Genomic DNA, 20026 nt, shown 5'->3' with positions numbered 1-20026 from the left:
ACCCGCTCCACTGGCGGGACGGCGGCCGTCGGCTCACCCTCTCAGGAGCTTGTGCACGTCAGACTGGGCGTCGGCGGCGTGCCGCTGCCGAGCAGGCCGAAGGTCGTGGTCCCACCGGCCGGGAGCCGGCCGTTCTCAGCCGCGTTCCGGACGACGACCTGGTCGCCCTGCGACGTCGCCGTCCCGTTCCACACCTGGTCCACGCGCTCACCGGACGAGCGCCAGCTGACGTTCCACGACGTCGTCGACGCCTCTCCGGCCCGGACGGTCACCTCGCCCTGGAAGCCGCCGGGCCAGGAGTTCACGGTGCGGTACGTCGCCGTGCAGTCACCGGTGGGCGTCGGTGTGGGCGTCGTCGACGTCAGGGACGTGAAGAACCGCCAGATCTCACCCGGCACGTGCGACTGCGACTGGCCGCGGTCCCGGGCGTCCCATTGGTGGTCGCTGTCGTTCGCGATCCACACGACCGGGTAGCCGTCGCGGCACGTGTAGCTGGTCTTGGTGTGGGTGCCGCTGCCCGCGGCGGGCTCCGGTGCCTGCTGGGCCTGGCACCCGTTGTTCTGCAGGAAGCGATCTCGCAGCGCACGGCCCTGCGAGATGTTCAGGACGCTGTCCGTGACACCGTGGGAGCCGAGGTAGGCGACGGGCTGGGTGCCGCCGGCGCAGCCGGACAGCTGGGCGCCGTTGAGGACCGCCACCGCGCGGAACACGTCAGCACGTGCGCAGGCCAGGGCGTTGCTCATGCCGCCGCCGTAGCTGAAGCCGGTAGCGAACCGCTGGCCCGTGTCGATGCAGAACGCGGAGTCGAGGGTGCGCAGCACGTCGTCCACGAACGTCACGTCTCGACCGTTGGTGTTGGGCCAGGCGTTGTCGATGCCCTGCGGGGCCACGAAGATCGTGCTGTTGCTCGCGAGCGGCTTCAGGCCGTAGAAGCCCTGGTTCACCACGTCCTGCGACGTGCCGTGCCACCAGTGCAGTCCCACGACCAGGCGGTACGGGCGGCTCGGGTCGTACCCGGCGGGCACGTCGAGGCGGAACGTGCGGGACTGCCCGCCGCTCGTGATGGTGTGGTTGCCGGTGCCCAGGCCCGCGGGCTGGCCGCAGCCGGCGGTGGCCGCCGCCGGAGCGGCCTCCTCGGGGAGTGCGGAGGCGGGTGCGTTGAGCCCGCCGAGGGCGAGCAGGACGGCCGAGGCCGCCAGCAGGACCCGCCATCCTCGGGACGGAGTGGGGTGTCGCATGGTGTCGCTCCCTTCACCAGGGTCCCCAGCCGCGCTGCCGAGGACGGAATCCGCGGACGAAGCCCGACGGTGCGGCGAATTTATCGTTAAAGGTGGGACGGGCTGAAGAAGGTTAAACGGTTCAAGCGCCAGTGCCTAGAGCTGCGGGAGCGATGATTCCCGCAGCGCTCCGCCGTCTACCGGTCATCGAGCTCTTCACTCACCCGAACCCGGAGAATCATGCGGCTGCTACTCACCTCCGCAGGCGTCAGGAACGCCGGCATCCACGACGCGCTGCTCGGCCTCCTGGGCCGGCCGGTCGCCGACTGCGACGCCCTCTGCATCCCCACCGCGCTGTACGGGCACCCGGCCGTCGGCCCGGGGCGGAACGCCAGGGACTTCATCACCGGAGAGTCCGACGACATGACCGGGCTCGGCTGGAAGTCGGTGGGCGTGCTCGAGCTGACCGCGCTGCCCACCATCGACGAGGAGCTCTGGGTCCCCAAGGTCCGGGACGCGGACGTCCTCCTGGTGGCTGGTGGTGACGCCCTCTACCTGAACCACTGGATGCGGGAGTCCGGGTTCGCGGACCTCCTCCCCTCCCTGACCGAGACGGTCTACGTGGGGATGAGCGCAGGCAGCATGGTGATGACCCCGCGCATCGGGGAGTGGTTCGTCGAGTGGACCCCGCCGTCGGGCGGCGACGCCACGCTCGGGATCGTCGACTTCTCGATCTTTCCGCACGTCGACCACCCGATGCTGCCGTACAACACGATGGCGGCCGCCGAGAGGTGGGCGGCCGGGATCGAGGGACCGGCGTACGCGATCGACGACGAGACCGCCCTCGTGGTGGCCGACGGGTCCGTCGAGGTCGTGTCCGAGGGCCACTGGAAGCTTCTTGACGGGTAACGGCCGGCCAGGCGAGGACTACCGCATGCTCTGCTACATCCGTGAGCTCTGAGGCCTGCGCGGGTCAGACGGTCTCGGAGCGCTTCTGCCGCGCGAACCGTGCGGGCAGGTCGGGCCCGTCCCACACCTGGATAGCGCGCCAGATCGACGCGGCGATCGGTACGGCGAGGACGGCGCCGGTGATGCCGACGAGCACCGTTCCCGCGGTCAGCGCGAACAGGATGACGAGCGGGTGCAGGCGCAGGGTCCGGCCCATGACGATCGGCTGGAGGAAGTCGCCCTCGAGCTGGTTCACGACGACGACGATCGCTACGACGATCAGTGCCTCGACCGGCCCGACCGCGACCAGCGTGACCAGCGCCGCGAGGATGCCGGCCACTGTCGCCCCGACCAGGGGGATGAAGGCGAGCAGGAAGACGAGCACGGACAGCGGGATGACGAGCGGGACGCCCACGATGGCGAGGCCGATCCCGATGCCGACCGCGTCGACGAAGGCCACGATCGCCGTCCCGCGCACGTAGCCGCCGAGCGTGCGGATGGTCGCGGCGCCGACGCGCTGCCCCCGCTCGTACCGGTGGCCCTCGAAGGGCCGCAGCAGGAACTCCCACATCGCCGGGCCGTCCTTCAGGAAGAAGAACAGCACGACGATCATGATGAAGAACCCGGCGACGAAGTCGGCGGTCTGGGAGACACCCGCGATGGCGCCCGAGCCGAAGGTGTCCGACTGCAGCAGGTTCATGGCGGACTCACGCACCGAGGCGATCTGCTCGGTGGAGATCTGGAACGGCAGATCCTGGATGTAGGTCTGCAGGGAGTCGAAACCGTCGAGCGCCTGGGTCTGGAGCTCGTCCCACTGGTCCACGACGGCCCGCACGACGAGCCACACGATCGCCGTCAGCAGCGCGACGAGGGCCAGCAGCGCGATCCACGTCGCGAGCAGCGACGGCAGACCGCGGCGGCGCAGCACCGAGACCAACGGGTAGATCGCCGCCGCCAGCACGAGCGCGATGAGGACGGGGATCACGACGAGGGTCAGGCGCGTGCCCACGAACCCGAAGACGGCGATGACCGCCACGACCGCGAGGATCTGCAACGAGCGTGTGCCGACACGACCGAAGCCGTCGGACCAGAGCCGGGACGCGCCGCTCTCGGCGGGCTTCAGGCGGCCGGCGGGCGGCTGGGCCTCGACGCTCGGGCGGGCGGGGCGCGGTGTGCGGCGGCCGAAGAGTCCCATCGCCTGTCCTCCTTGTGCGGGATCCGGCAGACGCCGGACGTGCCGACGCTATTGCGGTCCGGCCCGAGTCGCGCGGTGGCGTGCCCGCGTGTCGAGAGCGCGGTGCCGTGGAACTTCCCAGCGGTACGCCTGCTGGGCCACCAGCGAGCTACGGAGCCCGCTCGACGTCGTGCGTCAGACCTGCATGTCGACGAACCGCTGGTAGTGCCCCTGGAACGCCACGGTGATCACGTCGGTCGGGCCGTTACGGTGCTTGGCCACGATGAAGTCCGCCTCGCCAGCGCGTGGTGACTCCTTCTCGTAGGCGTCCTCACGGTGGAGCAGGATCACGACGTCGGCGTCCTGCTCGATCGAGCCCGACTCACGAAGGTCCGACATCTGCGGCTTCTTGTCGCTGCGCTGCTCGGCGCCACGGTTCAGCTGCGAGATGGCGATGACGGGCACCTCGAGCTCCTTCGCGAGCAGCTTGAGTGAACGCGAGAACTCGGAGACCTCCTGCTGACGCGACTCGACACGCTTGCCGGACGACATCAGCTGGAGGTAGTCGATGACCACGAGCTTGAGGTCGTGCTTCTGCTTGAGCCGCCGGCACTTCGCACGGATCTCCATCAGCGACATGTTCGGTGAGTCATCGATGAACAGTGGGGCGTCCGACACCTTGCCCATGGTGGCGGCGAGCTTCTGCCAGTCACCGTCGTCCATGTTGCCGCTACGCATCTTGGTCAGCGGGACCCGGGCCTCGGCCGCGAGCATACGCATGACGATCTCGTTGCGGCTCATCTCCAGGGAGAAGATGACGGCTGCCTGGTTGTGGTGGATGGCCGCATGAGAAGCGACGTTGATCCCCAGCACCGAATTGTGGGTAGGGATCAGCGACCGGCTCGCCAGGTACAGGTGCGACGGGTTCTCCACCTCGACGCAGCGCACGGGCACCGACTCGATCGCCCGAACTGAGGCGACTCCGAAGACGCGTGGCGCACCTTCATGTCCTGGGCCGATGGCCAGCTCGGTGCCACCACCAAGCTTTCCGGCCATCTCTTCGGTTGTCAGGATCTGGGCGTCCGCTGCCGCGCCGACGGCCCACTGGTGCTGAGCGTCCGCGACGATCACTGTGCCGTCGTCGAACTCCACCTCGTAGCACGGGCGACCTCGCATGACCTCGGTGGCTGCGACCACCCTGGTGGGGGTGCCGTCGGCAGCCAGGAGCATGTCGCCGACGGCGACCTCACCCATGGTCGTCCAACCGGACGGCGTCGGTAGCGGTGTATCGAGTGCCAGTGCCTTACCAACAGCAGGTCGGGCAGCCACGACGATCATCTGGCCGCCGTGCAGGCCGTTCGTCAGGCGGTCGAAGTCCGAGTACCCGGTGGGCACCCCGGTGAGCCCCTCGCCACGGCCCTGGGCCGCGTCGATCTCGTCGAAGGTCGGCCCGATGATGTCGGCCAGCGGCAGGTAGTCCTCCGACGCCCGGCGCTCGGTCACCGCGTAGACCTCGGCCTGCGCGTTGTTGACGACGTCGTCGACCTCGCCGCCGTCGGTGGCGTAACCCATCTGCACGATGCGCGTGCCGGCTTCGACGAGGCGGCGCATGATCGCGCGCTCGCGAACGATCCGCGCGTAGTAGCCCGCGTTCGCCGCTGTGGGCACGCCTGCCATGAGGTCGTGCAGGTACGGCGCACCACCGACGCGCGCATGCTCACCACGGCGCTGGAGCTCGGCGAGCACCGTGATGGCGTCGGCCGGCTCGCCACGACCGTAGAGGTCGATGATCGCGTCGTAGATCGCCTCGTGCGCCGGCCGGTAGAAGTCGTTGCCGCGGATCTGCTCGATCACGTCGGCGATCGCGTCCTTGGACAGCAGCATGCCGCCCAGCACGCTCATCTCCGCGGCGATGTCCTGCGGCGGGGTGCGATCGAGGCCCGGCCGTCCCGAATAGCTCGACTCCAGCTCCTCGACCGACATCCGCACCTCCTGCTTTCCACGTCTCATGACATCTTGGCGCACGCTGCGCGTCCGCTCGACCGACGTCCTACACCTGTTCTACTCCTCGCCACCCACACGCCCCGGGACTTCGGGGCCGACACGCCTTTGTGTCGTGTGCGACAGCCGCACCCCGGCTGGCCAGCGGGTGGGTCCCGCTGACGCTAAGCCCCTGCGGACCCGAACGCAATGAGACCTGTGGACGAGCCTGTGCACATCCATGTGGAAAGGTGGCCCAGGGCTGTGCACAGTGGGTGGACAACCCTGTCCCCAGTTGTGGATAACCCCTGTGTAAAACATCACCATCCCCTCTGACCTGCATCAACGTAACCCCCAGCCTGTGGAGGAAAGAAAGTTGGGCGAGCCGCGCCACACTCCGGGTTTTCGGCGGTCCATCGACCGGGAGATCCTCGCCCTCGCGGTACCCGCCCTCGGGGCGCTCGTCGCCGAACCCGTCTTCGTGCTTGTGGACAGCGCGGTGGTGGGGCATCTCGGCACGGCCCAGCTGGCAGGCCTCTCGCTCGCGAGCAACGTGCTCCTGACCCTCGTGGGGCTGTGCATCTTCCTCGCGTACACGACCACCGCGTCGGTGGCCCGGCTCACCGGTGCAGGCAAGGAGCGGGAGGCGCTGCAGTCCGGCATCGACGGGATGTGGCTCGCGCTCGGGATCGGCGCCGTCCTCGTCGCCGTCCTGCTGCTCGCCGCCCCGCTGACGGTGACCGCCCTGGGCGCGCACGGCGACGTCGCGCGGCATGCCGTGATCTACCTGCGCTGGTCGGCGCCCGGCCTCGCCGGGATGCTCGTGGTCCAGGCCGCGACCGGCGTCCTCCGCGGCCTGCGCGACACGCGCACCCCGCTGGTCGTCGCGGCCTCCGGCGCGCTGCTCAACGTGGGCCTGAACCTCGCGCTCGTCTACGGCGCGGGAATGGGGATCGCTGGCTCGGGCCTGGGGACGGCCGTCACCCAGATCCTCATGGCGGTGGTGCTCGGGGTGATCGTGGTGCGGGGCGCGCGAGCACGCGGTTCGAGCCTGCGTCCGCACCGCGCGGGCATCCTCTCGGGTGCCCGGGCCGGCGTGCCGCTGGTGATCCGCACCCTCAGCCTGCGCGCCGCCATCCTGCTCACCGTGGTCGTGGCGACCGATCTCGGCGCCGTCGCGCTGGCCGGGCACCAGGTCGTGAGCTCCCTGTGGGGCCTTGCCGCCTTCGCGCTCGACGCGCTCGCCATCGCGGCGCAGGCCCTCGTCGGCCACGGGCTCGGCGCCGGAGACGTGGGGCACGTGCGCCTGGTGCTGCGCCGCTGCCTGCAGTGGGGCGTCGGTGCCGGGGCGCTGATCGGCCTGGTCCTGGCCGTGACCGGGTGGTGGATCGCGCCACTGTTCTCGCCCGATCCCGACGTGCGCGTCGCGATCGCGCTCGGCATAGCCGTCTGCGGCGTGCTCATGCCGATGGCGGGCTGGGTCTTCGTGCTGGACGGCGTCCTCATCGGTGCGGGCGACGGCCGCTACCTCGCCTGGGCCGGCATGGCGACGCTGGTGGTCTACGTCCCGTTCGCGCTCGCGGTCTCCGCCTGGGCGCCCGACGGCGCGCGGGGTCTCGCCTGGCTCTGGCTCGCGTTCGCCGGCGTGTTCATGGCCGCACGCGCCGTCACGACCGGATGGCGTGCGCGGGGTGACCGCTGGCTGGTGACCGGGGCGTGACGACCATGCGCCCCGGCCTGCCTCCTAGACCCGCACCCTGAGCCGGTAGCCCACCCCGCGCACCGACGCGACCTCCACGTCGCGGACCGGCGCCAGCCGCTTGCGCAGCCGCTTCACCGCCGATGTCACCGGGTCGGAGTCGCCTAGGTACGGCAGCTGCCATACGCGTGCGGTGAGCTCGGCGAACGACCAGACCCGGCCCGCCTCCAGGGCGAGGGTCGCGAGCAGGTCGAACTCCCGCGCCGACAGATACACGCGCCGGCCCAGTGCGATGACCTCCCGGCCGGCCAGGTCCACGAGCAGCGGCCCGGCCACCAGTGGTTCCAGCGTCGGCGGGGCGGTCATCGGGATCGATCCGCTGACGGCGGGAGCGCCGCCGGTCCGGTCCCGTACGGCACCGGCACCGCTGTCCAGGGCGGGCTCGGGAACCGGGCCGGCGGCTCGCGCGGTGGCACGGGCCGCCGTGGCGGCTGCCGCGTACCCGGGCTCCGGCCGGAGCGGTGCCGGGACGGTCGTGCGCAGCACCGGCTGTGCCAGCACGCTGCCCGACGGCGGCCGGAACCGTCCGCGGCGTCCGGCCGCTCCGGCGTCGGACCCACCGGGCACCGGTGCGGGCAGGGCCGCGGACAGCGCTGTCGACCTGCGCTCCGCCGTGACGAGCAGCGGCGCCTCGGTGAGGTTGGTGCTCTCGGGGAAGCGGTCGGCCGGGTGCTCGGGGAGGTGTCGGCCGTAGGTCTGGTCCTCCGTCGGACCGGGGTTGTCGTATCGCTCGGGCTGCGCGCCGAGGACGCGCGTGGCGGTGTCGGCGGGATGCCTCGGTGCGGTCTGGTTGCCCAGGACGGCGCGGGCGCCCTCCGCGTCAGGTGTGGCGAGCACCGTCGCCCGGCCACGGAGCAGATGGGCGATCTCGATGATCTGGTCTGAAGGCAGGCCAACGCAGACGACGAGGCCGGGGGCAGAACCTGGTGCGAGGTCGAGCGTCACGTGCGTCACCCTCCGTGGATGGAGCCGTTCGGGTACTTACCGGGTGGAAACCGGCCAGCGCGCGCCAGTTTGTCCTCGGCCCGTACCAATGAGGTCAATTTTTCGTTACCTGCGCGTTGCGTGCCGGAAATGACACATTCCCGCCCAGGTGGCATTTTTACGCCACAGTTCACCCGCCGGGGGTGAATTTTCGCCAGAAACGGGTGAAATTCCACCAGGGTTGTTGACACGAGCGGCCACCCCACTCCCGACCGTGTTTTGACCGAGAAATGACCGACACCTGACCGTGAACGAACCTTGTTGCCCTGACCTGCGCAAACAACGGTTAGGGATGGCCCACGACCGTGGTCCGTCCAAGCGCATCCGGAGTCGTGGATGCGCCGGGTAATGGAGGGTTCATGCATCGTCGAACTGCTCTCGCACGGAGCTCGACAACCGCCACAGCGGTTCTCGCGCTCGTCGCGACATCAGCGCTGAGCGTCGCCCCGGTGGCGTTCGCAGGAACGTCCCCGGCCACAGCGGCGACAACCACGAAGGCCGTGGCGGCCGACCCCGAAGACAAGTTCACCGACTTCGCGAGGGAGATGCTGGCGGAGCGCAAGACCGCCGACTTCTGGGTCGAGATGGCCGACGAGGCGGACCTGACCGACGCCCGGGGCATCACGAACTGGGACGAGCGGGGGCAGCGGGTCTACGACGCTCTCACCAGCACCGCCGAGGCGTCCCAGGCGAGCCTGATCAAGCAGCTCGACGCCGCCGGCGCCGACTACGAGAGCTACTGGATCAGCAACCGGATCCTCGTCCAGGACGGCACGCTGGCGCTGGCCGACAAGCTCGCGAAGAGCGGCGAGGTCCAGCGGATCAGCGAGACGGTGCAGCTGAACCTGGTCGAGCCGGTCAAGCGGACCGACGTCAGCGACAAGGGCACCCTTGCCGTCGAGTGGGGCCTGGACGCCATCAACGCGCCCGAGGTCTGGGAGATGGGCTACACGGGTGAGGGCATCACCGTGTCGAACATCGACACCGGCGCGCAGTACGACCACCCGGCCCTGGCCGACCAGTACCGCGGCAAGCAGGCCGACGGCACGGTCGTGAACGACTACAACTGGCAGGACACCTCCGGCTCGGCCGAGCTGCCGTTCGACGACAACGGCCACGGCACGCACACCATCGGCACCATGGTCGGCGACGACGGCAACGGCAACCAGATCGGTGTCGCTCCCGGCGCCGAATGGATCGCCACGAACGGCTGCGACAGCTGCTCGGACGCCGCCCTGCTCTCGTCCGGGCAGTGGATAGTCGCCCCGACCAAGACGGACGGCAGCGACCCCGACCCGTCGAAGCGGCCCAACGTCGTCAACAACTCGTGGGGCCTCACCGCCGCGGGCAGCATCGACGACTGGTACACCGACACCACCGCGGCCTGGGAGGCCGCAGGCATCTTCGGCACCTGGTCCGCAGGCAACTCCGGCCCGGGCTGCACGACGACGTCGTCCCCCGGCGCCAACACCGGCTCCTACTCGGTCGGCGCGTTCGACGTGAACGGCGCCATCGCCGGCTTCTCGTCCCGCGGCGCCGGCGAGGACGGCCTGGTCAAGCCCAACATCGCGGCCCCCGGCGTGAACGTGCGCTCCTCGGTCCCCGGTGACGGCTACGCCGCCTTCAACGGCACGTCCATGGCTGCCCCGCACCTCGCGGGCGCGGTGGCGCTGCTGTGGAGCGCGGCCCCCGCCCTCATCGGTGACATCGAGGGCACGCAGGCCCTGCTCGACGAGTCCGCCGTCGACACGAACGACACCACCTGCGGCGGCACCGCCGACGACAACAACGTGTGGGGCGAGGGCAAGCTCGACGTCGCCGCACTCATCGACGCCGCCCCGATCGGCGCTACCGGCTACGTCAACGGCACCGTGACCGACGCCGACGGCACCCCGATCGCCGGGGCCGACGTCACGGTCGACGGCGAGCGCGACCGCACCGTCAGCACCGACGAGGACGGCACCTTCAGCGCGCGCGTCGCCACCGGTGACTACGCGGTGTCCGCGTCCGCCTTCGGGTTCCTGCCCTCGACGCCGGCCCCCGCGGCCGTCACCGAGGACGGCACCGTCGACGTGCCGATCACGCTCGAGGCCGCCCCGTCGCACGCCGTGACGGGTACCGTCACCTTCGCCGGGTCGGGCGACCCGGTCGTGGGCGCACCGGTCAGCCTCGGCAGCCACTTCGAGGACACCACCACCGGCGCGGACGGCACCTTCGCCTTCGCCGACGTCCCCGAGGGCACCTACCCGCTGACCGTCGAGATGGGCGGCTGCGCCTCCACCTACGAGGCCGACGTCGTGGTCGACGGCGCGAAGGACGTGCCCGTCGAGATCACCGCGGTGACCGACGACTTCGGCTACTCCTGCGCCACGTCGACCGGCGACTACCTGCAGGGCGACACCAAGTCCTCGCTCACCGGCGACGACGCGCAGATCTCGCTCGACCTGCCCTTCGCCTTCCCCTTCTACGGCGAGAGCTACGACACCGCGTTCATCACGTCCAACGGCCACCTGAACTTCCTGGCCGCCACGACGAGCTACGCGAACGGTCCCATCCCGAGCAGCGCGGCACCCAACGCCGCCCTGTACCCCTTCTGGGACGACCTGCTCATCGACGCCGACTCGGGCCTCTACACGGGCACGACGACGGTCGACGGCGAGGACGCGTTCGTCCTCGAGTGGCGCAACGTGCGCAAGTACAGCCCCGCCTCCGACCGGCTCAACTTCTCGGTCACCCTCGTCGCCGACGGCACCGCGATCTTCGGCTACGGCGACGTGACGGACACCGACACCGCCAAGGGCAACTCGGCGTCGATCGGTATCGAGAACGCCAACGGCACCGTCGGCATGCAGTACTCCAACAACACCGCCGCGATCTCCTCGGGGCTGACCATCACCTACACGGCGCCGGTCCTCGCGTTCCTCGAGGGCACCGTCACCGACCTCAACACGGGTGATCCCGTCGAGGACGCGACCGTCACGGCGACCGCCGAGGGCGTCACCCGCACCGCCACCACGGAGGAGGACGGCACCTACTCGGCCATCGCCCTGCCCGGCGACTACACCGTTGAGGTCACGGCACCGGACTACGAGTCCGAGTCGGGCACCGTCACCCTCGAACCGGAGGGCACCGGCACGTTCGACGCGGCGCTCGCCGCGGGCAAGCTCGCCGTGAGCACCGGTTCGATCAGCGCCACGCTCCCGCTGGGCAGCTCCACGACCAAGCGGTTCACGGTGAAGAACGAGGGCACCGCGCCGGCCGACGTCGAGCTGGTCGGCACCGGTGGCGGCTTCGACATCCTGGGTGCCGAGGGCGCCGCCGTCATCCAGCACCCGCAGGGCGAGGCGACCGTCGCCAAGTCCACGAAGCCGTCGGCCAAGGCCGGCGGGTCGCTCGGTACCTCGGGTACGCGGCTCCAGGCCGCGGGCAAGGGGACCACGGGCAAGGTCGTGACGCCGGAGTCCATCCCGGTTTCGCCGAACGCCACGACCATCACCCACTCGACGTCGCAGGAGATCGCCGAGCTCAGCTCGGCCTCGTGCGGTGGCCTGGCGGGGACGACGGAGAACCACTTCTTCCGGACGTTCACGCTGAGCGACTTCGGCATCGACGGTGACTTCGACGTCTCGGAGGTCTCCTTCGGGGTGGAGCAGGCGACGGCGCAGACCCTGACCGTCAAGCTCCACACCCTGGAGGGCGCCCTCACGTTCGCCAACCTGACGCAGATCGGGACGGCTGACATCGCCATCCCGGCCTCGACCCTGACGATGATCTCGGTGCCCGTGGAGGGCGAGGTGCCGGCCGGCTCCACGCTCGTCGTCGAGATCGTCTCGGCCAACCAGCAGGCCAACGGTGGTGTCTTCTACATCGGGTCCAACGGTGCGGGGCAGAGTGCGCCGTCGTACCTCTCGGCCACCGACTGCGCGCTCCCGGAGCCCGCGACGACGGACTCCATCGGCTGGCCCGACATGCACATCGTCATGAACGTCTCCGGTGACACCGCCGGCGGCGGCAGCATGGACTGGGTGACGACGACCCCTGCCGAGTTCACGCTCGCACCGGGCCAGAGCAAGACCATCACCGCGGCCCTGAACGGTGTGGTAGCCCAGCCGGGTACGTTCACCGGCTCGATCGTCGCCGACGCCGAGACGCCCTACGACGCCCCGTCGGTGGACGTGTCCATGAAGATCAACCCGCCGAAGAGCTGGGGCAAGCTCTCCGGCACCGTGGGCGGCTTCACGCCCGACGGCGTCGTGTCGCTCGGGGACTCGGTGGTCCAGCTCAACGGCCGCTTCTCGACGGTCACCCTGGTCACCGGGGCCGACGGCAAGTACGAGTACTGGTTCGACAAGTCTGAGCGCACCGCTCAGATCATCGCGACGGCCAACGGGTACGTCCCGCAGGTCGGCTCCGCGAAGGTGACGGCGGGCACGAACGTCGTGACCGACTTCGAGCTGGACCCGCTCAAGTAACCCAGGTCCGTGAAGTAGCGCGGATTGTTCTACCGGGTCAGCGTTCGATGTCGCCGCGGATGAAGGCCTCCAGCTGGGCGCGGCCGGCGGTGTCCTCCATCTGCACGGGCGGCGACTTCATGAAGTACGTGGCCGCGGACAGGATCGGGCCGCCGACGCCGCGGTCCTTCGCGATCTTCGCCGCGCGCACCGCGTCGATGATGATGCCCGCCGAGTTCGGGGAGTCCCACACCTCGAGCTTGTACTCCAGGCTGAGCGGCACCTCGCCGAACGCGCGGCCCTCGAGCCGCACGTACGCCCACTTGCGGTCGTCGAGCCACGCCACGTAGTCCGACGGACCGATGTGTACGTTCCGGTCCTCCTTCTTGCCGGCCAGCGCGCCCGTCAGGTTGGACGTCACGGCCTGCGTCTTGGAGAGCTTCTTCGACTCCAGACGGTCACGCTGCAGCATGTTCTTGAAGTCCATGTTGCCGCCGACGTTCAGCTGGTAGGTGCGGTCCAGGACGACGCCGCGGTCCTCGAACAGCTTGGCCAGCACGCGGTGCGTGATCGTCGCGCCGACCTGGGACTTGATGTCGTCGCCGACGATCGGCACGCCGGCGTCCTCGAACTTCTTGGCCCACGCGGGGTCGGACGCGATGAAGACCGGAAGGGCGTTCACGAAGGCGACGCCCGCGTCGATCGCGCACTGCGCGTAGAACTTGGCGGCCTCCTCAGAACCCACCGGCAGGTAGCAGACCAGCACGTCGACCCGCGCCTCGCGCAGCGTTGCCACGACGTCGACGGCGTCCTTCGTGGACTCGTCGATCGTGGCGCGGTAGTAGTCACCGAGGCCGTCGAGCGTGGGGCCACGCTGGACCGTCACGCCGGTGGGCGGTACGTCCGCGATCTTGATGGTGTTGTTCTCCGACGCGTTGATGGCCTCGGCCAGGTCGAAGCCGACCTTCTTCGCGTCGACGTCGAATGCCGCGACGAACTCGAGGTCCGACACGTGGTAGTCGCCGAACTGCACGTGCATGAGGCCCGGGACGGTACTCGCCGGGTCGGCGTCACGGTAGTAGTGCACGCCCTGGACCAGGGACGAGGCGCAGTTTCCTACGCCGACGATGCCCACGCGGATGGAGGTCATCCTCGCTCCTTCTTCGTTTGGTCTTGCTGCGATGGGCGGGGCGGCGCCGCAGCACGACCCCGTTCCGTGGAGATGAGGCTGTCGAGCCAGTGCACTTCGCGCTCGACCTTCTCGAGCCCGAACCGCTGGAGCTCGAGTGCGTATTCGTCGAGCCGCGAACGCGGGTGCGCCGCAGCCTGGCGGTACGCCTCCAGCCGCTCGGTCAGCCGGGTGCGCCGACCTTCGAGGACACGGAGGCGGGTCTCGGCGTCGGTCTGCGCGAAGAGCGCGAACCGAACGTCGAAGTTGTCGTCCTCCCAGGCCGCGGGGCCGGCGGTGGCCAGGACGGTCTGGAGGTGCTCCTTGCCCTCGGCGGTCAGCTCGTAGACGACGCGGCGCCGGCCGAGAGGTTTGGGCTTGGTGGTGCGGCCGGGTATCACCGGCTTGGTCCTGCGTGGTGGGGCCGGCGGCGGGTCGCTCTCCGTCGTCGCGATCAGACCGCGCGTGACCAGGGCCTTGAGGGCCGGGTAGAGCGTGCCGTAGGAGAAGGCGCGGAACGAGCCGAGCACAAGATTGAGGCGCTTACGGAGCTCGTACCCGTGCAGCGGGGACTCGTTGAGCAGGCCGAGGACCGCGGTCTCCAGCACGTCGGACCGACTGCGCACGGCGGCCTCCTTCCCGAGCTCGACCCGATCTTCCGGTCGGATCCACTTTCCGGTCGACGACTCGATGTATCGAGTCGATACATCGAGAGAATAAGCACGCGGATGGCGGTCCGCAATCCGCCGCTCCGGGGCCGCACCCCGCCGATTCGTTAGTGGATGAAATGTGAAGCAGGGGCAGACGGACTGGGCTGACCCTGGGGGAAGTGTCCGCGCGCGGGTCCGGGGAGCAGTTTCGGGCTATTAGGGCAGGCGGGTGATCCCCTATGGTTTCGGTTTGTCCGCCGTGGCAAGTGTCGATCGCAGGCGACGGGCGCAAGTCGAACCGAGGAAGAGGCTGACGTGTCCAACTGGAGTCCCCCTCCGATCTGGCCGCACACTCCCCGACGGCGGCAGGGAATCTGGAACTACCCCCGCCCTTACCGCACCGGGCTCCGCGCGTGGATCCCGTCGTGGCGGGTCGTCGTGGGCACCTTCCTGACGGGCACGTCGCTCGTGGCCGGCGTCCTCGTGGCTGGATGGCTCGGGTGGGAGGTGCCGGCCGAGAACCCGGACGTCGGGTCGGAGACCACCACCGTGTACTACTCCGACGGCACGCCCATCGGAAAGTTCGCGGCCCAGGACCGCACGATCCTGTCGCTGTCCGACCTCCCGCCGTACATCGGGCAGGCGGTGATCTCGTCGGAGGACTCGAAGTTCGAGAGCCACCCGGGTATCGACCTCTTGGGCATCGTCCGCGCGGCGGTCAACAACTTCACCGGCGGTGCGCGGCAGGGCGCCTCCACGCTGACGCAGCAGTACGTCGAGAACACCTACTACGTGGCCGGCCAGTCGAGCTACGCCGACAAGCTTCGCGAGCTGGTGCTGGCGCTGAAGGTTGACCGGGACAAGTCGAAGGACCAGATCCTCGAGGGGTATCTCAACACGATCTACCTGGGCAGAGGCGCCTACGGTGTCGAGGCGGCGTCCAAGGCGTACTTCGGGCACTCGGCCAAGGAGATGACCATCTCCCAGGCGGCCTTCCTCGCGGGCATCGTCCCGAACCCGACCTACTGGGATCCCCGTCAGGGTGAGGGCGCGCAGAAGCAGGCTGAGATCCGTTGGAACCGCACCCTGAACCTGATGCTGGAGAACGGTTACATCACCAAGGAGGAACGGAACAGCGCGCAGTTCCCGGAGCTCCAGGAGTACAAGCAGGGCTCGGGCGACAGCCGGACCGCCTACCTGCTGGAGCAGGTGGCGAGAGAGCTCGCCCAGCCGGCTCCCGTGGGCCCCGGCATCTCCGAGGACCAGCTGACGAAGCGCGGCTACGAGATCCACACGTCGATCGACCGCAAGATGCAGGCCGCCGCCTACGAGACGATGGAGCTGCCCGACGACGCGGACGACTCCACCCGTGCGTCACTGACGTCGATCGACCCGCAGACCGGCGAGATCAAGGCGATGTACGGCGGACCGAACTACTCGGACTACCCGACCAACGCCGCGACGTTCCGGGCGCAGGGCGCGTCGACCTTCAAGCCCTTCACGCTGATCGGCGCGCTGCGGGAGGACATCCCGCTCACCAAGAAGTACGACAGCACGGACGGCATGACCATCGAGGGCTGGAAGACCGAACCCGACGGCCCGGACGTCCCGCTGAGCAACTTCGACAACAAGTCGTACGGGTGGATCGACCTCGCGGACGCGACGGCGCAGTCGGTCAACGTGGTGTACGGCCAGCTCAACAAGGAGATCGGGCCGGACAAGACGGCTCAGGTCGCCTACGACCTGGGCATCCCACGACCCGACGACAACGAAGAGACGAACGACTGCTGCGTCATCAGGAACAACCTGGCGAACGTGCTCGGCACGGACTACGTCACCAACGTCGACCTCGCCCACGCCTACTCGACGATCGCCGCGCAGGGTTACCGCACCACGCCGCACCTGGTGACCGAGGTGAAAAGAGGCGACGAGGTCGTCGACAAGGGTGACAGCACCCGCGAGCAGGTGTTCGACGCAGACGTGATGGCCGCCACGACGTACGCGCTGGAGAAGGTGGTCGAGGAGGGGTCCGGCATAGAAGCGCAGAAGCTCGTAGGCCCCGACGGCGTGACCCGCCGCCCGGCGGCGGGCAAGACGGGCTCGTCGCAGCAGACCGAGTCGGCGTGGTTCGCCGGCTTCGTGCCGCAGCTCACCACGGTGGTCGGCCTGTACCAGTACGACATCGAGAAGAACACCTACGAGCAGGTCCAGCCGTTCGGCGGCTACGAGTGGATGACCGGTGGCTCCTGGCCCGCCAAGGCATGGACCGCCTACATGAACAAGGCGACCGCGGGCATGGAGATCGAGCCCTTCCCGGAGTACGTGCCGCCCGCCCCGGAACCGGAACCATCGCCGTCGTCCTCTCCCTCGGCCACCCAGTCGGAGGAGCCGGAGACAGAGATGGTCGTCGTACCCGACAACCTCGTCGGTGAGCAGTACCCCAACGCCGCCTCGGCGCTCGCCGGTCTGGAGCTCGTGCCCGCGCAGGTGGAGGTCGACAGCGACCAGCCGGCTGGCACCGTGCTCGCAGTGGCTCAGGCGGGTCAGGAGGTCGAGGTCGGCACGACCATCCAGGTCCAGGTCTCGAACGGGTCCGCCGCCGAGGAGGAGACCACCACGGTGCCCTTCGGCCTGACGGGCCAGAATCAGGGATCGGCAGAGGGACAGCTACGGGCTGCGGAGCTGACGCCGGTCGTCCAGGAGCAGCCGTCCGACACCGTGCCTGAGGGCCGGGTGATCTCGGTCAACCCCGAGGAGGGGGCGGAGGTGCCGGTGGGCAGCGAGGTGACGCTCGTCGTCTCGACCGGGCCTCCGGAGGGCGGCGGGGACCCGTCCGACGATCCGTCCAGCGGCGACGGAGGCGGGATCTTCGGGTAGCTCGCGACCTGTGGGGACGGGCTCGGCCGGCGCCGGCCGAGCCCGTCGTCGGACCGGGTGAAATGCGGTTGGTGCCACTGCTTGAACACGGTGCGCACACAGAGAAACCGCGTTTGTACTACTTGCCGCGAACATCGATCCTCTATCGTTTCCTCGGCCCAGTGCGATCACTGGACCGATACGAGGAACGAGGAAGACGTGGCGAACAGGAGTCCATCTCCGATCTGGCCGCAAACTCCCCGACGACGGCGAGGTGTCTGGAACTACCCGCGGCCGTACCGCACGGGGATCCGCGCCTGGGTCCCGTCGTGGCGAGTTGTGGTCGGCACCATGCTGACCGGTATATCGCTCGTGGTGGGCGTTTTCGTGGCCGGGTGGATCGGCACCCCGATCCCCGAGGAGAACGCCGCCATCGGTTCGGAGACCACTACCGTCTACTACGCGAACAACCGCGTGATGGGTACGTTCGCGGCGGTGGACCGCACGATCCGGACCCTCGACGAGCTGCCGCCGCACATACCCGCGGCAGTGCTCGCCTCGGAGGACCAGAACTTCAGGAACCACTTCGGCGTCGATCCCCTGGGCATCGTCCGTGCCTTCGTCAGCAACGTGACCGGCGGTACCCGGCAGGGCGCGTCGACGCTGACCCAGCAGTACGTGGAGAACACCTATTTCGAGCCCGGCCAGACCTCTTACGCGGACAAGTTCCGCGAGATCATCCTGGCCGTCAAGGTGGACCGGGAGAAGTCGAAGGACGAGATCCTCGAGGGCTACGTCAACAGCATCTATCTGGGCCGTGGTGCCTATGGGTTCGAGGCTGCCGCGAAGGCGTACTTCGACAAGCCTGCTGCGGAGCTGACCGTCTCGGAGACCGCGATGCTGGTGGGGATCATCCCGTCGCCGTCGTACTGGGACCCGCGTTTCGGCGAGGGGTCCCGCGCCGTCGCCGAGGAGAAGTGGGGTCGTGTCCTGCGGAACATGGCCGAGCAGGGCCTCATCACCCAGGAGGAGCGCAAGTCGGCCACGTTCCCCGAGCCGATCGAGTACAAGCCGGTGTCGCGCGCCGGACAGGTGGGGTACCTGCTCGAAGAGGTCCGCAAGGAGCTTGCCGCGAACTCGGACATCACCGAGGAAGATCTCATGAAGGGCGGCTATGAGATCCACACCACTATCAACTCGTACTGGCAGAAGGCCGCGGTCGAGACGGCGCGGACCATCCCGTACAAGGGCGAGGGCGCCGCATCGGATGAGCTCGGCGTCTCCATCGTGTCCGTCGACCCGAAGGACGGCGCCATCCGCGCCCTGTACGGCGGTGCGGACTATGCGGAGAAGCAGTTCAATGCCGCCACTGACGGCCTCGCGCAGGGCGGCTCCACGTTCAAGCCGTTCACCCTGATCGGCGCACTCGAGGACGGGCACGAGCTCAACGAGTACTACACGGGAAACAGCCCGATGCAGATCGAGGGCTGGACCGACAGTCCGGGTGAGCCCGAGAAGGAGCTCACCAACTTCGGCACCGAGCCGGGCGGCGAGTCGTTCGGCGACATCGACCTGATCGACGCGACCGCGAACTCCGTGAACACCGTCTACGCGCAGCTCAACGTGGAGATCGGGCCGAAGAAGTCGCAGGACGTCGCGATTCGGGCCGGCATCCCCAAGGACTCGACGAACGCCGAGCTGTCCAACGTGCTGGGCACCTCCACGGTGCGCGCCGTCGACCTGGCGGGGGCCTACGCCACGTTCGCTGCCATGGGCACCCGGTCGAAGCCGCACATGGTCAACTCCGTGAAGGACGGCGAGACGGTCCACTACAAGTGGACCGGCACGCCGGAGCCGAACATGATCGATCCCGAGGTGATGACCAAGGCCACCTACGCGCTGCAGAAGGTGGTCGAGGAGGGGTCCGGCAAGCCGGCGCAGGAGCTCCTCGGCCCGGACGGCAACCCGCGTCCGGTCGCCGGCAAGACCGGCTCCACCAACGGCAACATGTCCGCATGGTTCGCCGGCTACATCCCGCAGGTCTCGACGGTCGTCGGCCTCTACCAGTCGAAGCCGAACGATACGGGCCAGGCGCCGATCACCCCGTTCGGCGAGTGGGCGGGCGGCAGCCTGACCGGTGGCACGTGGCCCGTCTGGGCGTGGACCGAGTACATGAAGAAGATCACCGGGGACATGGAGGTAGTGCCCTTCCCGGACTACGTGCCGCCGCTCCCGTCCCCCTCGCCCACGCCGACGCCGTCGCCCACGCCGACGCCCACCCCGGACGACAAGGTGCAGGTGCCTGTCGGGCTCGTCGGGCAGCAGTACAACGGCGTCGCGGCGGTGCTGTCAGAGCTGGGCCTCAGCCCCCAACTGGTGGAGGTCGACAGCGACCAGCCCGCCGGGATGGTGCTCTCGGTGCAGCACGAGGGTCAGGAGGTCCGTCGTGGCACGGGCATCCGGGTCGAGGTCTCGAGGGGACCGGGTGAGGAGATGGCGAGGGTGCCGGGCGGTCTGGTCGGCGGCGACGAGAACAATGCCCGGAACCAGCTCCAGAACGCCGGGCTCCGGCCCGCCATCCAGCGTCAGGCGTCCGAGGACGTCGAGCAGGGCGTGGTCATGCAGGTCAACCCGACCGAGGGCACCGAGGTGCCCGCCGGTAGCCCGGTGCAGGTGATCGTCTCGTCCGGACCGGGCGACATCGGCTTCCCGACCGGCGAACCGACGGGTGGCGGCCCTGGCAACGGCGGCGGAGGAGGCGGTGGCGGCGGCTAGCGCTCGCCGTCCCGGGATCCCGTGACCGAGGGGCCGTCTCCTGCTGGAGGCGACCCCTCGGCCG

The 20026-nt window shown here is 69.2% G+C and carries 11 protein-coding genes; 5 read left to right on the top strand and 6 right to left on the bottom strand.

Annotation, left to right across the window (positions count from 1 at the left end):
- Positions 1-41 precede the first annotated feature (41 nt).
- Positions 42-1238, bottom strand: a complete 1197-nt coding sequence (locus tag ACNYC2_RS27390; protein ID WP_419704768.1) for a cellulose binding domain-containing protein — start codon at positions 1236-1238, stop codon at positions 42-44.
- A 219-nt stretch (positions 1239-1457) separates the two neighbouring features.
- Here ACNYC2_RS27390 and ACNYC2_RS27385 point away from each other — a divergent pair, with 219 nt between their 5' ends.
- Positions 1458-2126 (top strand): Type 1 glutamine amidotransferase-like domain-containing protein, encoded by a 669-nt coding sequence (locus ACNYC2_RS27385; protein WP_419704767.1) that lies wholly within the window; start codon positions 1458-1460, stop codon positions 2124-2126.
- Between the two features lie 64 nt (positions 2127-2190).
- Here ACNYC2_RS27385 and ACNYC2_RS27380 read toward each other — a convergent pair whose 3' ends face one another.
- Both ACNYC2_RS27380 and dnaB read right to left on the bottom strand, forming a co-directional pair.
- Positions 2191-3360 (bottom strand): AI-2E family transporter, encoded by a 1170-nt coding sequence (locus ACNYC2_RS27380; RefSeq protein ID WP_419704766.1) that lies wholly within the window; start codon positions 3358-3360, stop codon positions 2191-2193.
- 174 nt (positions 3361-3534) lie between these two features.
- A complete protein-coding gene (dnaB, locus tag ACNYC2_RS27375) occupies positions 3535-5349 on the bottom strand; it encodes a replicative DNA helicase (RefSeq protein ID WP_419704765.1) in 1815 nt (604 codons plus the stop codon).
- A 346-nt stretch (positions 5350-5695) separates the two neighbouring features.
- Here dnaB and ACNYC2_RS27370 point away from each other — a divergent pair, with 346 nt between their 5' ends.
- On the top strand, positions 5696-7039 hold the full coding sequence (locus ACNYC2_RS27370; RefSeq protein WP_419704764.1) for an MATE family efflux transporter: 1344 nt from the start codon (positions 5696-5698) through the stop codon (positions 7037-7039).
- 24 nt (positions 7040-7063) lie between these two features.
- On the opposite strand, the gene ACNYC2_RS27365 is transcribed toward ACNYC2_RS27370, so the two are convergent.
- On the bottom strand, positions 7064-8023 hold the full coding sequence (locus ACNYC2_RS27365) for a winged helix-turn-helix domain-containing protein (protein ID WP_419704763.1): 960 nt from the start codon (positions 8021-8023) through the stop codon (positions 7064-7066).
- Positions 8024-8421: 398 nt separating this feature from the next.
- Here ACNYC2_RS27365 and ACNYC2_RS27360 point away from each other — a divergent pair, with 398 nt between their 5' ends.
- Positions 8422-12534, top strand: a complete 4113-nt coding sequence (locus ACNYC2_RS27360; protein WP_419704762.1) for a carboxypeptidase regulatory-like domain-containing protein — start codon at positions 8422-8424, stop codon at positions 12532-12534.
- Between the two features lie 37 nt (positions 12535-12571).
- On the opposite strand, the gene ACNYC2_RS27355 is transcribed toward ACNYC2_RS27360, so the two are convergent.
- Together ACNYC2_RS27355 and ACNYC2_RS27350 are read right to left on the bottom strand one after the other, a co-directional pair.
- A complete protein-coding gene (locus ACNYC2_RS27355; RefSeq protein WP_419704761.1) occupies positions 12572-13663 on the bottom strand; it encodes an inositol-3-phosphate synthase in 1092 nt (363 codons plus the stop codon).
- Positions 13660-14307: a PadR family transcriptional regulator gene (locus ACNYC2_RS27350; RefSeq protein ID WP_419704760.1), complete on the bottom strand. Its 648-nt coding sequence runs from the start codon at positions 14305-14307 to the stop codon at positions 13660-13662. The genes ACNYC2_RS27355 and ACNYC2_RS27350 overlap by 4 nt, the downstream gene beginning before the upstream one ends.
- Before the next feature lie 462 nt (positions 14308-14769).
- On the opposite strand from ACNYC2_RS27350, the gene ACNYC2_RS27345 reads away from it, so the two are divergent.
- Positions 14770-17208, top strand: a complete 2439-nt coding sequence (locus ACNYC2_RS27345) for a transglycosylase domain-containing protein (RefSeq protein ID WP_419704759.1) — start codon at positions 14770-14772, stop codon at positions 17206-17208.
- Between the two features lie 330 nt (positions 17209-17538).
- Entirely contained in the window at positions 17539-19962 is a 2424-nt protein-coding gene (locus ACNYC2_RS27340; RefSeq protein WP_419704758.1) for a transglycosylase domain-containing protein, read from the top strand.
- Positions 19963-20026 lie beyond the last annotated feature (64 nt).

The organism is Promicromonospora sp. NFX87 (assembly GCF_048564965.1).
In the GTDB taxonomy this organism is placed as follows: Bacteria; Actinomycetota; Actinomycetes; order Actinomycetales; family Cellulomonadaceae; genus Promicromonospora.
This window is presented reverse-complemented; position numbering and strand designations above follow the sequence as displayed.